The organism is Bacillus sp. GS3m_15504 (assembly GCF_055825275.1).
On record NZ_JBVVNL010000001.1, the window covers coordinates 3,642,882 to 3,656,881 of the forward strand.

At 34.5% G+C, this 14,000-nt stretch carries 15 protein-coding genes and 1 pseudogene; 2 read left to right on the forward strand and 14 right to left on the reverse strand.

What is annotated here, in order from left to right:
* Positions 1 to 230: 230 nt before the first annotated feature.
* Entirely contained in the window at positions 231 to 812 is a 582-nt protein-coding gene (locus AC0L0O_RS19175) for a competence protein ComK (RefSeq protein ID WP_000428957.1), read from the reverse strand.
* Positions 813 to 1,093: 281 nt separating this feature from the next.
* Between AC0L0O_RS19175 and AC0L0O_RS19180 the strand changes: the two genes are divergently transcribed.
* Positions 1,094 to 1,279, forward strand: coding sequence for a hypothetical protein (locus AC0L0O_RS19180; protein ID WP_000391382.1), 186 nt, complete (start codon positions 1,094 to 1,096; stop codon positions 1,277 to 1,279).
* 25 nt (positions 1,280 to 1,304) lie between these two features.
* On the opposite strand, the gene AC0L0O_RS19185 is transcribed toward AC0L0O_RS19180, so the two are convergent.
* Together AC0L0O_RS19185 and cspA are read right to left on the reverse strand one after the other, a co-directional pair.
* Complete coding sequence (locus AC0L0O_RS19185) at positions 1,305 to 1,580, reverse strand: hypothetical protein (protein WP_000570852.1); 276 nt, start codon at positions 1,578 to 1,580, stop codon at positions 1,305 to 1,307.
* A 101-nt stretch (positions 1,581 to 1,681) separates the two neighbouring features.
* A complete protein-coding gene (cspA, locus tag AC0L0O_RS19190) occupies positions 1,682 to 1,885 on the reverse strand; it encodes an RNA chaperone/antiterminator CspA (RefSeq protein ID WP_000301519.1) in 204 nt (67 codons plus the stop codon).
* Positions 1,886 to 2,236: 351 nt separating this feature from the next.
* Between cspA and AC0L0O_RS19195 the strand changes: the two genes are divergently transcribed.
* Complete coding sequence (locus AC0L0O_RS19195; protein ID WP_000122656.1) at positions 2,237 to 3,025, forward strand: phosphotransferase; 789 nt, start codon at positions 2,237 to 2,239, stop codon at positions 3,023 to 3,025.
* Positions 3,026 to 3,218: 193 nt separating this feature from the next.
* On the opposite strand, the gene aceA is transcribed toward AC0L0O_RS19195, so the two are convergent.
* The 11 genes and pseudogenes from aceA to AC0L0O_RS19250 form a co-directional block, all read right to left on the reverse strand.
* Positions 3,219 to 4,496: an isocitrate lyase gene (gene aceA, locus AC0L0O_RS19200; protein WP_000787354.1), complete on the reverse strand. Its 1,278-nt coding sequence runs from the start codon at positions 4,494 to 4,496 to the stop codon at positions 3,219 to 3,221.
* Positions 4,497 to 4,519: 23 nt separating this feature from the next.
* Complete coding sequence (gene aceB, locus AC0L0O_RS19205) at positions 4,520 to 6,109, reverse strand: malate synthase A (RefSeq protein ID WP_000107326.1); 1,590 nt, start codon at positions 6,107 to 6,109, stop codon at positions 4,520 to 4,522.
* A gap of 185 nt (positions 6,110 to 6,294) precedes the next feature.
* Positions 6,295 to 6,951 carry an S-layer homology domain-containing protein gene (locus AC0L0O_RS19210; RefSeq protein WP_000727131.1) on the reverse strand — a complete coding sequence of 219 codons (657 nt, stop codon included), beginning with the start codon at positions 6,949 to 6,951 and terminating at the stop codon, positions 6,295 to 6,297.
* 339 nt (positions 6,952 to 7,290) lie between these two features.
* Entirely contained in the window at positions 7,291 to 7,950 is a 660-nt protein-coding gene (locus AC0L0O_RS19215) for an S-layer homology domain-containing protein (RefSeq protein ID WP_000739935.1), read from the reverse strand.
* Positions 7,951 to 8,361: 411 nt separating this feature from the next.
* Entirely contained in the window at positions 8,362 to 9,033 is a 672-nt protein-coding gene (locus AC0L0O_RS19220; RefSeq protein WP_001208793.1) for an S-layer homology domain-containing protein, read from the reverse strand.
* 77 nt (positions 9,034 to 9,110) lie between these two features.
* A complete protein-coding gene (locus AC0L0O_RS19225; protein WP_428889274.1) occupies positions 9,111 to 10,019 on the reverse strand; it encodes a DMT family transporter in 909 nt (302 codons plus the stop codon).
* 212 nt (positions 10,020 to 10,231) lie between these two features.
* Positions 10,232 to 11,185 (reverse strand): methyl-accepting chemotaxis protein, encoded by a 954-nt coding sequence (locus AC0L0O_RS19230; protein WP_404978204.1) that lies wholly within the window; start codon positions 11,183 to 11,185, stop codon positions 10,232 to 10,234.
* A pseudogene (locus AC0L0O_RS19235) lies at positions 11,180 to 11,959 on the reverse strand (MCP four helix bundle domain-containing protein); the annotation flags it as partial. The pseudogene AC0L0O_RS19235 and the gene AC0L0O_RS19230, both read right to left, overlap by 6 nt.
* Positions 11,960 to 12,095: 136 nt before the next feature.
* Complete coding sequence (locus AC0L0O_RS19240; RefSeq protein WP_473785905.1) at positions 12,096 to 13,364, reverse strand: M48 family metallopeptidase; 1,269 nt, start codon at positions 13,362 to 13,364, stop codon at positions 12,096 to 12,098.
* A gap of 134 nt (positions 13,365 to 13,498) precedes the next feature.
* Complete coding sequence (locus AC0L0O_RS19245; RefSeq protein ID WP_000949425.1) at positions 13,499 to 13,687, reverse strand: hypothetical protein; 189 nt, start codon at positions 13,685 to 13,687, stop codon at positions 13,499 to 13,501.
* Positions 13,688 to 13,698: 11 nt separating this feature from the next.
* Complete coding sequence (locus tag AC0L0O_RS19250) at positions 13,699 to 13,998, reverse strand: hypothetical protein (RefSeq protein WP_001006052.1); 300 nt, start codon at positions 13,996 to 13,998, stop codon at positions 13,699 to 13,701.
* Positions 13,999 to 14,000: the final 2 nt, after the last annotated feature.

Consider the following 14,000-nt stretch of genomic DNA (forward strand, 5'->3'; position numbering starts at 1 on the left):
CATTGCCTATATGAAAGAGGAAATGGTAGATACGACATATGGAGATGTAATTATTAAGTTTCCATACCTTTCATAAGAATTCCTTCATTATTATGCTATGATAATCTATCAATATTCGACAGGACGTGTCGTGAATTTGGTTATTTAGGAAATAGCGTTTTTTTACATTTTCGATTTCTCCAATATATCCACTTACTAAGAAATAAAAAGGATGGGGGTTCCCCATCCTTTCACACCTCTTCTTCTTTCACAAAATACACACTCTCATATGCTGGTTTTAATCTAGATTCTTCATTTTTATCAACCTCTTTAAAACAAGGATTCCCTTGTTTTTTCCTACGATCTTCATACTCAGTACGCAATTTTGCTGTACGATTTTGTTGATTTTCAAAACTAGTTTTCGATATCTCTAACTTCACCGCAAAGCCATTTATAAATCGAATAATAAGGTTTCCATCTTTTAATTCTTTATTGCTTTCAATATAAAAATGAGATAACCACGCGCATTCTTTTCTAGAATAAGAATAAGTAGGAAAAAAATAAAGTTGATCGGTTGGACTAATCGCAATCGGAGCTTTATGGGTAATATGAGTTAACTCTTTCGTTCCTTCTTTTCTACCTAAAAAACTAGAACCATGCTTGCGACAACTTCTTTCTATAATATCTAGAGGCTTTTGAAATACGAAAAAAGAGTCTTGCACTTCAACAACTCGCGTGACAATTTTCTTTTCACTGAGAATTACAGGAAGTAAGGCCATTGTATTTTTATTTACCACATAGTTTTCGACGTAGCGTTCCACTTTATTCTCCATATTCCACTATCTCCTTTTTCTATTTATATTAGCAGCTGCATGTATAATTTTAGCATCTATGAAAAGGAAATGGCTTACAGATTCCGCTTTTTTACAATACTTTATTATTTATCAAACACCTTTTAAATTAATAAAAATTAATATAGAGATTAATAAATTAATTATACATAAAATATATGTATACTACCTATAAATATTTACAACTGCTTTCTCATTTCACATCATTACGACAATTAACTTTGCTATAATAAAAATAAAAATCCAATATATGGAGGTCTACTATGGAAGAAAAAGAAATTCAACCAACGATTCAAATGAAAAATAGTAGTATTGTGATCGTGAAAAACTCAGCTAGTATTATATTTGGGCTATTTTTCATTCTATTATTCTTTGCAAGGCCTTTTCGTAAATCGAAATGCTCTGAATGTAAAAAACGAGAGAAGAAAAAGGTTGAAAAAGAAGAGTAAAAGGCCTTCCATTTTGGAAGGCCTTTTACTCTTCTTCGTCCTCAAAAAACCCGACGATTTTTTCTTCTTCATATTCATATTTTCTTCCAAGATTCTCTTTATCTCTTTCAATTTGTAAGAGAACTATATATCGCTCCTCATCCAAAACAGAAGAATGAGATTTCTTCAAATTAATTAACGTCACTTTATCATGTTCATACATTTTCGCATACGCTTTTATCTCTTCAATCGTATTGTGTAAGTCTTCTTTATTTCCCCTACGAACATCGAGTATTACTTCATTTGTATACTTTTCGATCATATATATCCCCCGCTTTCCCCCCAATATAATCATTATGCTCGTATATGACAACAAAAAAAGGATGGCAGCAGCCATCCTTTTTTCCATAATAAACTATAAAATTATAGTTTGATTACGTTTTTAGCTTGAGGTCCACGGTTACCTTCTTCGATTTCGAAGCTAACTTTTTGACCTTCTTCTAGAGATTTGAAACCGTCAGTTTCGATTGCAGAGAAATGTACGAATACGTCGTTTTCGCCTGGAACTTCGATGAAACCGAAGCCTTTTTCGTTGTTAAACCATTTTACTTGTCCTGTTACTGCCATAATTATTTCCTCCTAAGAAAATACATTTTTTAAAATTTTTAGTTTTCCTATCTAAAAAAAGAATCCACACATTATCAAATACGAAACATAAACTAGTTCTCACATACTTTTTCTCGTTCGTTTTCAGCACTTGATAATATATGGATTGCTTAATTTAACTATTCAACTGACATTATCATAGCACATTAAAATAAAATGTACAATCTTTTTTGAAAATAACTGACAAATTAAATCACATATGCAATTATCAATATCTTATTTGAATAAAAATAAACAAATCTTTCGAATGACACTATACTCTTTTTCTAAGTGTTAAAATGTAATCTGACAGTACTTACTGGAGGGGATGAAATGTCATACACAAACGAAGAAAAGCTTACAGGGGGAAACGTCTCAAACGTATATCGTTCTAAAAATACTGTTCGGCGAGAATTAAAGCCAGGCAGTGCAAAAATTCACAAGGTATTACAGCACTTAGAAAACAAAGGTTTTCATTACGCACCAAAGTTTTTAGGTATTGATGAGAAAAATAGAGAGATTTTATCTTTTATTGAAGGAAAGGCTGGGAATTATCCTTTAAAAGAATATATGCGATCTAATGATGTGTTAAAAGAAATAGCAAAGATGCTTCGGCTGTACCATGATGCTGTAAGTGATTTTCCGTTATTAGATGATTGGAAACCGATGGATCATACCCCAAATAACATTGAGGTTTTATGCCATAACGATTTTGCTATATATAACATTATTTTTAATGACGAGAAACCAGTAGGCATTATTGATTTCGATGTTGCTGCTCCTGGACCAAGAATTTGGGATATCGCTTATACACTGTATACTTGTGTGCCTTTAAGTAGAGTGTATTATACAGAATCAGGCGAGGCAATTCATTATGAATCGGCACAACATGCTGACTCTATAAAAGAAAGAGTGAAATTATTTGTCCAGTCCTACGGTAAAAGTATGGACGAAGATTACTTAGGAATGGTGTTACTACGATTAGAAGCGTTATGTACATATATGAAAAGAAAAGCAAACGAAGGCGACGTAAATTTCAAAAGAATGATTGATGAAGGACATCTGGAGCATTATGAAAAAGATATGCAGTTTATTCGTGAACATAGAGCTGAGTGGATTTGATAAGCTATGGTGATATTGTCATTTTGTGTCGGTAAGTCGATATCCTTTGTCGAATCGTTGATATATTAGAAAAATCGTTGATATATTTTAAGTTACGGTAGATATATCGAAAAAATCGTTGATATATTTTCATTTACTCTCGCATCGTTCAAAAAATAATAAGGGGCACCATTTCAAAAGGTGCCCCTTCCTTTTATTTCGTAAATTGTGCTTCTTCTGTAGATCCTTTTAGCGCTGTTGTTGATGAAGTACCGCCTGTAATGACTTGTGCTACTTCATCAAAGTAACCTGTTCCTACTTCTCGTTGGTGACGAGTTGCAGAGTAGCCATGTTTTTCTGCTGCGAATTCTGCTTGTTGTAGTTCAGAGTACGCTGCCATGCCGCGCTCTTTATAGCCGCGTGCTAATTCGAACATGCCGTAGTTTAATGAATGGAATCCAGCAAGTGTTACGAACTGGAACTTATAACCGTAAGATGCGATTTCTTTTTGGAAGCTCGCAATTGTTTTCTCATCTAGTTTTTGTTTCCAGTTAAATGAAGGTGAACAGTTATATGCAAGCAATTTCCCTGGATGCTCTTTATGAATTGCGTCCGCAAATCGTTTTGCATCTTCTAAATTTGGTTCAGATGTTTCACACCAAACGAGGTCTGCGTAAGGAGCGTACGCTAAACCACGTGCAATCGCTTGGTCAAGACCTGCTTTCGTACGGTAAAATCCTTCTGGTGTTCTTTCTCCTGTAATAAACGCTTTATCAACAGGATCGATATCGCTCGTAATTAAATCTGCTGCATCCGCATCTGTTCTTGCAACGATAATTGTCGGCACTCCCATTACGTCTGCAGCAAGGCGTGCCGAAATTAAATTACGCACTGCTGTTTGCGTTGGTAGTAATACTTTTCCGCCTAAATGACCGCATTTCTTCTCTGAAGATAATTGATCTTCAAAGTGCACGCCAGACGCACCCGCTTCAATCATACCTTTCATCAGTTCAAATACGTTTAATTGTCCGCCAAATCCAGCTTCTGCATCTGCTACAATTGGCACGAAATAATCTGTATCACCGCTTCCTTCCATATGCTGAATTTGATCCGCACGTTGAAGTGTTTGATTAATTCGTTTTACGACAGCAGGTACGCTGTTCGCTGGATATAAACTTTGGTCTGGATACATATGTCCAGACAGGTTTGCATCGGCCGCTACTTGCCATCCACTTAAATAAATTGCTTTTAACCCAGCTTTTACTTGTTGCATCGCTTGGTTTCCTGTTAATGCCCCAAGTGCGTTAATGTAATCTTCTGTATGAAGCGATGCCCAAAGCTTTTCAGCACCGCGGCGCGCTAATGTATGCTCGATATCAATTGATCCGCGCAGGCGAATTACATCTTCTGCCGAATATGGACGTGTAATCCCTTTCCAACGCGTATCTAATTCCCAGCTCTCTTGTAATTTCTCGATTCTTTCGTTTTTCATTTGTTCCATCCCCTTTTCACTTTTTATAAAATTTCATAACCTGGTAATGTTAAAAATGGTACGAATTCATCATTCCGAACGAGATTTGTAAACAACGTTGTCGCCTCTTGGAATCTCCCTTTCTTAAAGGCTTCTTTACCAATCTCTCTTTCTATTTTTGCTAACTCTTCTTCTTTTAACTCTTCCATTAATTCAAGTGTAATATTACGGCCATCATTTAATTTTCCACCTTCATGGCGAATCCATTGCCATACTTGTGCTCTTGAGATTTCAGCTGTTGCCGCATCTTCCATTAAGTTATAAATTGGTGCTGCTCCCCGTCCGCTTAACCAAGATGCGATATATTGAATGCCTACGCTAATATTCATACGAAGACCCTCTTCTGTAATCGTTCCCACTGGTACTTCTAATAAATCCTTTTCTGTAACATGTATTTCTTCTCGTTTTCTAAAAATTTGATTCGGTGTTTTCATAATGTGATTAAATACTTCCATCGCGACTGGCACAAGTCCCGGGTGGGCAACCCAAGTCCCGTCATGACCGTCTAAAGCTTCGCGCTCCTTATCAGCACGCACTTTTTCAAAAGCAGCTTCATTCGCTTCAGGATTGTTTTTAATCGGAATTTGTGCTGCCATCCCTCCAATAGCTGGTGCATTACGGCGGTGACAAGTTTGAATGACTTTCAAAGAATACGCGCGCATAAACGGCGCCGTCATCGTGACTTGCGCTCTATCAGGAAGTAAAAATTCATTATGATTACGGAAAGCTTTTAGAAAACTAAAAATATAATCCCATCTTCCGCAATTTAATCCAGCAGAATGATCTTTAAGCTCATACAAAATTTCATCCATTTCAAACGAAGCGTGAATCGTTTCCAGTAACACCGTTGCTTTGATCGTTCCATTTGGAATACCGATATATTTTTGAGCAAATACGAAAACATCATTCCATAATCTTGCTTCTAAATAGCTTTCCATTTTCGGTAAGTAAAAGTATGGACCGCTTCCTTTTTCTAAAAGAGCTTTCGCATTATGGAAAAAATAAAGTCCGAAATCTACTAAGCTACCAGACATATTTTTCCCGTCAACTTGCATATGTTTTTCTTCTAAATGCCATCCCCTTGGACGCACAATTAATACAGCTGTTTTACTATTTAAACGATATTCTTTTCCGTTTTCATTTTTATGTGAAATCGTTCCCTTTACTGCATCTCGTAAGTTTATTTGACCTTCAATCGCATTTTCCCAAGTTGGTGAATTCGAATCTTCAAAATCCGCCATAAAAAGATGTGCTCCCGAATTTAAAGCGTTAATAACCATCTTTCTATCTACTGGACCAGTAATCTCTACGCGGCGATCCTCTAAATCTTTTGGCAATTTAGCAATTGTCCAATCCGCTTCACGTATACGCTTTGTTTCTTCTAAAAACTTCGGAAACTCTCCTGCATCAATTTTCTGTTGTTTTTTCACACGCTTTTGTAAAAGTTCTATGCGGCGCTCATTAAAATTTTCATGTAGTTCCTTTAAAAAACTAAGCGCCTCAGGTGTCAATATTTCGTTGTACGCTGGTAACATTTCTCCTACGAGTGTAACCCGTGAAGTTTGCGTCGACATATTAGCATCCCCTTCTTAAACTGTCTTATAACAGATTTGATTTTATGTTTTATATTATATAACAAATCTTCAGAAAAGGAAGTTTTTTTTGAAAATTCAATTGATTTTTTTTATAAAACTGTATCCTGCCACCGGCATTACACATAAAAAAAAGGCCAGTGTTATACAACACTGATCCCTTTTTATTAAAGCGCTCTAAATAAGAACTGCGCATATTGTTCACGTGTTACTTTCATGTTCGGAGCGAAGTTACCATTCCCATCTCCTACTGAAATACCATTTGAACCTACTGCATTAATCGCATTTTCTGCCCAATGTCCCTTTGGTACATCTTTAAATCCTGCTAGTCCTTGTACCTGTAGTCCAAATGCTCTCGTAAGAACTTGCGCCATTTCTGCACGTGTTAACGTATCTTTTGGTCTGAAGTTTCCTTTCTCGTCACCTGTAAAAATACCTAATTCTGTTACTGCTAACACTTCGAAAGGAAACATCGTTGAGTTATCATCAACAATATCATTATACGGGCTTTCTAATTCCTCATCTTCACCAAATTCTTCATCAAGATCAAGTGCACGATAAATTAAAGCAGCTACTTGTTCACGAGTTACGTTATGTCCAAAACCGAACACACCATTTCCATAACCAAGCATAATTTCTTGTTCTGCTAAAGTTTGAATTGCTTCATAAGACCAATGTCCTGCTGGTACATCTTTAAAAATTGCTTGACTTGCTTGTTGTGGCTTTGCAGCTAATTCAGCTTTTGCTGTAGCCCCTTCAGCACTAAATGCTACTCCACCCATAATTGTTAAAGCTGTTGCTACTTTTAGAATTTTTTTCTTCAAAGTATTCTCTCCCTAAAAATATATTTTTTTCTAATATAAAGAATTAATGGAATCGTAACAATACAATTTCCATGTGATTTTTGTCTAAATTATGAACTATATTTCATATACTTTTATTTACACTCTATTAATAATAAAGTTACTAAATCATATATTTAACCAATAAAAAGTTACTTTATTCATTTTGTTATTATCCACTAAATTCCAACAACTAAATTACAAATAGCAAATCGATATACTTATAAATAATTTAAAATAAGAAAAAAGTGTGGAATTCCCACACTTTTTTCTCGATACAAATTATATTAATATAATTTAAACATCCTTATATTTTAACTTTCATTCATAATTCTCATCTTTTACTGGAAAATAAAAAACAGCTTTATTTAAAAACGTTGCATATTGCTCACGTGTTACAACTTTATTCGGTTCAAATTTCCCATTCCCTGTTCCTACTATGACATGATTAGACTGCAGTGCACTAATCGCATTTTTTGCCCAATGATTATTTGGTACATCTTTAAATGTATGGTTCTTCTTCACTTCAAATGTAAATGCATTCGTAAGAATTTGCGCCATTTCTGCGCGTGTTACTGGTGCGGCTGGTCTAAAATTTCCTTTTTCATCGCCTTCAAAAATACCATGCTTTGTTAATACTAAAATTTCATCTAAAAAGAATGTAGCCCTCTCTGAAATATCTTTGTATGGATTTTTTAACGGTCCCTCTTTTTTCAAATTCAATGTACGATAGAGTACTGCAGCTACTTGTTCTCGTGTTACATTATCTCCTACACCAAACTTACCATTTCCATAGCCTAACATTACTTTATTGTATACTACGTCCATTATATCGTCATATGCCCAGTGGTTTACTGGAACATCATCAAATACAATCATTTCTGGATATTCTTCTGCTTTTACGTTTGGAACATTCGTACTTACAAACAAGCCGCCCATAATAGTTACCGTTGCCATTATACGTAACATGTTCTTCTTCATTGCCCTCTCCCCTTTATCTCCATTTGAAAAAACGGAAAATAATAGACTGAAATCCTTTCCAATATTACATATGTTGCTTTTGTACCCATTATGCAATATATTACATTTAAAAAATCTATTATTGTGAAAATCACTACTAAAGGAGAGCCAATTCGCTCTCGATTTCAACTTTTATGCCGAATTGTACGCAAATCACTTCTCTTTCCTGTATTCATGTAAAGGTGTTTCTATAATATAAATATTCTACTTTTTTCAAAAGAAATCCTTCACATTTTAAACGTTCATTTTCTAGACAAAAAATGCATTTATATCGACTTAACTACAACATACGACAATAGTAACCTATCTATTAATAAAAGCTCATAATAAGCGGAAGATACCTCTTCTACACATTATGAGCTTTCTCTTTATCTATTCCATTTTCCCTGGAGAATTATCAATTGATCGTTGTAAAAACTTCGCAAATTGCCCGCGTGTAACAAGCATTTCTGGCTCGAACTTGCCATCTCCCGTTCCTACCGCTACTTTATTAGACTGTAATGCGCTAATTGCATCTCTTGCCCAATGTTTTTCTGGTATATCTGTAAATGTATGCGGACTCTTCGCTTTCAACTCATATGCTTTCGTTAAAATTTGTGCTAATTCTGCACGAGTCAGTGTATCTTTCGGACGGAAGTTTCCATTTTCGTCGCCTTTAAAAATGCCAAGATTTGTTAAATGTAAAATTTCGTAAGGAAACATTGTTGACTTTCCGCTAATATCCCCATATGGATTCGCATCAAAAACACTTCTTTTTAAACCAAGTGCACGATGTAGCACTGCCGCTGCCTGTTCACGTGTGATATTATCTTCTGTCCCAAACTTACCATTTCCATAGCCATACATAATACGATGATATACTAAATTTGTAATTTCATCATATGCCCAATGATCTGTTGTTACATCATCAAACTCTATCATAATATTAGGACTAGATTTTTGAGTAACATCTGTATTTGCAGACACACCATTTGCACTTACAAATATTCCCCCCATTAAAGTTAGTGATGTCGCGATCTTTACTAGCTTTTTCATCTCTCTCATCTACCTTTTCCTTTATTTTCCTACTCATCTATTTTACATAAAATATGGAAATTATCAATAGAATACAATCAAATTATTTACAATTCCGAATACATTTTTTCTTCTATCACTATTTTTTCACCTTTCGTTTTTCGAAAAGTAAAGGCCATTCCTACAAATATAAGGATAATCCCTACTACTTGCATACTAGTCGGTCTAAATCCAGTAAAGACTGTATCTAATAGTATCGCAACAGCAGGATCTAAAAATACTAATACAGAAATCATTCTAGTAGATAAATCTCTTAAACTGTCAAAAAATAAGTAATATACAAATCCAGTATGTATAAGACCTGTCGCTGTAATCATCATCCAGTTCATCTCTGTTAATCCTTGAAACTTGCCAAAATCTACGAATGGTAGCAATAAAAATATACCTAAAAACGTTTGTAAAAATGTCATCGCATATGCGCTCGTATGCCGAATTCCTTTTCCTAATAAAGTGGTAAAAGCATAAAATAGTGCTGCAAGAAGTGCCCATACCATGCCAGATGACATCAGTTTCTCAAGCGATACATTTCCATCTACACCAGCTACTAAAACTGTACCGATAAAACAAATGACAATAGACAGGACAGCAAACATTGTAAGTCTCTCTTTAAATACGATACTACCAATCATTAATACAATAATGGGTGCAAGATGGTAAACTGAAATCGCAATTGTAATCGACATAACTTCAAACGCTTTAAATAAAAATACCCAGTTAAAAACGAGAAATATACCACATGCTAATATTTGTATAACTTCTTTTTTATTCCATTTTTCAGTTTTATACTGTCCTGTTACGAGCCAACATAATGCTAAAAATATAGTCGCACAAATACAACGAACGAATACTAATTCGAAAGACGGTAAACCTGTTTGAACAGAAAAAAATCCAATTGATCCGAAAATAGACATCGAAAGGATCATTTTTATAGCCGGCATTGATTTTTTATTGAACACCCTTTCTCTCCTCCTAAAATCAATCTTTTACAAACGAAAAATCTCCAAAACATTACGTATTATTATATATTACAATCGGAAAATTGTAAAAAATTAGAATATAATAAGTAATAGCCGTACAAAATTTCCATAAAAAAATCATCCTTTTTTACATGGGATGATTTTTTTATTTATTGAGAGGAATTTCTCTATATTAAAACTGAAATATACTACTACTTTTGAAGAGTAAATTGGGCAACTATTTGTTTTAGTTTTCCTGCTGCGTTATGCATATGTTCAATTGAAACCGAAATCTCTTGAACAGATTTTTCTTGCTGTTGAATAGACTCTTTTACCCTATCAGTTCGGTCAGATGATCTTTGGGAAATTTGAGCCATGTCTTCTGCCGAAGCTGAAATCTCCTCACTACTTGCTGCAATTTCATCTGTAGACATAGATACCGTTTGAATTTGCTCAGATACTTGATGTACTTTTTCTGTAATTTTTCCAAATACTTTTTCTGTATCCATTACCACTTGTGTACCTGCCTGTACCTCATTATCTACTCTCTCCATCATATGTACCGTATGGCTCGTTGTTCCCATAACTTGAGTAATAAGCTTCTCAATTTGTTTTGCAGAATTACTAGATTGTTCCGCTAATTTCCGCACTTCATCTGCGACAATTGCAAACCCTCTACCACTTTCCCCAGCACGGGCAGCCTCAATTGCGGCATTTAATGCTAATAAGTTAATCTGAGAGGCAATACCTTGCATAACATCAATGATTTTAACAATTTCTTCTGATTGTTCTTTCATAGTCTCTACTTGTTTAACACCGCTATGTACTGAATTTTGGATTATATTCATCTGTTGAATCATTTGTTTCATTAACTTATTACCACTCTCTGCATCTAATGCTGATTGAGCAGACAATTCATTTACAGATGATGATGTATTCACTATACTCTGCATTCCCTGTGTCAACTCTTCCATCGCACCTGCAGTTTGTTCCATTGCTTGCATTTGGCTCTCTGCACCATTTGCAACTTCTTCAATATCCATCGTTATTTTCTCCGCCGCACTGCTAGATACTTCTGATGCAGATACTACTCCGTCTGCATGTTGGAATAAAAGCTGAATGTTATTATCTACTTCTTTCATATTTGTTCTTAGCCCTGTAATCATTTCATTAAAATCACTTACTAATACACCTAATTCATCTTTAGCATTATACTCACCATGTACAGTTAAATCCCCATTTTTTGCTCTTTCCATCATACGACTAACTGTTTGTAAAGGAGCAACTATAAGCCTGCTAATACTATAACTTACTATACATATAACGATTGTAGTAACTACTACGAGAATGATAAAAGTAATAACTGACCGATCTATCATTTTTTGAGAATCATTAAATACTTGATCAGCTAAGTTTGAAACATACGATTCTAGATCCACCGCATATCCAGCTAACTCTACTCCCCTCGGTTTTAATTCCTTCTGAAATTCGTTTACCATTTGTGACTCGTTTTTTACCTTCGCCTTTTCAAACAATTTTTTATATGTACCCATATAAATTGGCAAAGATTTCTTCATCTCCTGAAACAGTTCATCCTCTTGCTTACTTAAATTAAAGCCATCATCATATTCTTTTAATAAAGAATCATATTTTTTAAGATCCTTTTCAATATTATCAATTATCTCCTCTTTATTTGTCCCTTCATTTTGTGATGTCGTAATTAATTCTAATAAGTTATATTCTAGTGAATTTTGTGTACGAAGCATCCCTTCTAATAAAATTGTAGAATATTGATAATCATCTACTACAACCTCTGTATTTTGCTTAATCTTATTAATAGACTGAATTGCTACATAGCTCATAATTACCATGCCTAAAACTGCTAATGAAATAAGTGACAATAATTTATATTTCACTTTTAAATTTTGTAAAAAATACATTTTTCCACCTTTATTCCTTTATATATAGATTTTTAGAATTTTATAGCTTATTATTTACAAAATCACAATAAAAAGCAATGATAAATATTCCCAATATCAAACTTATATCTCTATAAAAAAAGAAGTAGCATAATAGCTACTTCTTTTTGCTTTGTTTTTCATATTGTTCAAACGCATAAATTCTTTCAAAAATTGGTGGGTGTGTATATAAGAAAAACTTTACTAACGCAGGCGGATTTACTTGGCTTAAGCTCGTTTTTGATAAATATTGAAACGTCTTTACACCAGATTTTCCGTCCTTCGTCATGTCTAAAGCATATTGGTCTGCCGCTCGTTCTTCTATACGAGAAACATAGTTTGTTGCTGGCTGTGATGCAAAAGAGAGTACAGAAGAAATTAAGAAAAATAAAGGTAAAATTGAGAAACATGCTGCTTTTGAAATTTGCAGCGTATTCCCCCATTTTCGAATACACATATTGATAATACGACTAATAAGATACATCCCTATAAACGATAGCAACATATAACTCGCAACGCCCCAATATATATGTTTCATAACATAATGCCCCATTTCATGGGCCATTATAAATAAAATCTCTTTATCTTTTAATTGCTTAAGCGTTGTATCCCACATTACAATACGAGCGTTAGGGCCAATTCCTGTTACATATGCATTTAACGCATTCGTTTTCTCTGACATATTTACTTCATACACGTGTTTAGCAGGAATGTCCGCTTTGTCCGCTATCGCTAAAATTTTCGTTTCTAATTCCTTATTTTTCAGCGTCGAAAAGTCGTTATAAAGTGGATCAATAACGACAGGCTGTATAAATGTTAAAAAGATTGTAAATGGTACAGAGAGCGCCCACCCTGCTAGCCACCATCTCTTCGGGAATTTACGGATAAGCCATAACAGAACGGCAACTACAATTAACATCGTCGCATAACTTTCCCAAAAACCGATAACGTGATCTTTTATCCAGCTTTGTGTACTTTGCGTTGAAATGCCGTAATCAACGGACACTTTTCGGCTAATCCATTGCATCGGCAAGGCAAGAACTGTTGTGAGTAGTGATAAATAAAAGAAATAAATCGCAACTTGCAGAACACTTATTTTCGTCGTTTCCTTCGACCATTTCTCAAACTTTTTTGAAATACCGAGCACAAGTACAAATAATAAAATAATCCATTCAAGAGGCGTCGCTAAAAAATACAGTAAATTTTTCACGCGCGAATAATCTTGGCTTAGCGTAAGCTCTCTTGCATTCATAAACGTTTCTGGATCTGCACTCGTTCCTTTGTACATGTCAGGAATTAGTTCATGATTCCATCCAAATAAATACCAATATATAAATAATGCAAACCCAACGTACAAAAAAAGCGACCACCCGATAACCTTCCTCACGCTATTCCCTCCTCTATGCTGCCTGTCTATTATTATTGTAAGTTCGTACATGCTAAATTAGAACAAGCTTATTATGCAAATTGCTCAAGAACCCTCTATTTACATAAAAAAACTCTTCTACATAAAGAAGAGTTTTACCTACCTTTAGACACTTTATTCGGTTCATAATCTGGGATAAGAAATATACTTACAACCCAACATATTAAACCAGCACCTTTTATATAGCGTATATATTCATAGTCCTGAAAAAATAACGTCGTTACAATAAGCGTAAAAAAACCGACTAAAACTAGTACGTATCCTATTTGCTTCTTAGACAACATAACGCGCCCCCTTAAGGAAGTACATCCATTAATAAGCTAAAATCTTGCAGAGAAAAAGAACTATATTTCATAATCCCTTGTACAGCTAAAAGTAAAATAAGGCCGGTCACACACATATAATTAATGCTTTCTTCACTCTTTTTTTCAGCAACTACGCCGCCACTAATACATAGAATTCCTAACAAATGGAGTGCTAAATACATAAAGAAATAAGCTTCCTCCCAGCGAAGAATAACATTGACTGTTGTTATTAGTACTATGCTAAGCACAATCAAATAAAAAAACTTATTTGATGATATCGTTTCATTCATAT

Bases quoted from the DNA above. Each gene is read 5' to 3' on its own strand.
- AC0L0O_RS19175 (WP_000428957.1), bottom strand. From the start codon at position 812: ATGGAGAATAAAGTGGAACGCTACGTCGAAAACTATGTGGTAAATAAA.
- AC0L0O_RS19230 (WP_404978204.1), bottom strand. From the start codon at position 11,185: ATGATTACAGGGCTAAGAACAAATATGAAAGAAGTAGATAATAACATT.
- AC0L0O_RS19185 (WP_000570852.1), bottom strand. From the start codon at position 1,580: ATGATCGAAAAGTATACAAATGAAGTAATACTCGATGTTCGTAGGGGA.
- AC0L0O_RS19220 (WP_001208793.1), bottom strand. From the start codon at position 9,033: ATGAGAGAGATGAAAAAGCTAGTAAAGATCGCGACATCACTAACTTTA.
- cspA (WP_000301519.1), bottom strand. From the start codon at position 1,885: ATGGCAGTAACAGGACAAGTAAAATGGTTTAACAACGAAAAAGGCTTC.
- aceA (WP_000787354.1), bottom strand. From the start codon at position 4,496: ATGAAAAACGAAAGAATCGAGAAATTACAAGAGAGCTGGGAATTAGAT.
- AC0L0O_RS19180 (WP_000391382.1), top strand. From the start codon at position 1,094: ATGGAAGAAAAAGAAATTCAACCAACGATTCAAATGAAAAATAGTAGT.
- aceB (WP_000107326.1), bottom strand. From the start codon at position 6,109: ATGTCGACGCAAACTTCACGGGTTACACTCGTAGGAGAAATGTTACCA.
- AC0L0O_RS19250 (WP_001006052.1), bottom strand. From the start codon at position 13,998: ATGAATGAAACGATATCATCAAATAAGTTTTTTTATTTGATTGTGCTT.
- AC0L0O_RS19195 (WP_000122656.1), top strand. From the start codon at position 2,237: ATGTCATACACAAACGAAGAAAAGCTTACAGGGGGAAACGTCTCAAAC.
- AC0L0O_RS19245 (WP_000949425.1), bottom strand. From the start codon at position 13,687: ATGTTGTCTAAGAAGCAAATAGGATACGTACTAGTTTTAGTCGGTTTT.
- AC0L0O_RS19215 (WP_000739935.1), bottom strand. From the start codon at position 7,950: ATGAAGAAGAACATGTTACGTATAATGGCAACGGTAACTATTATGGGC.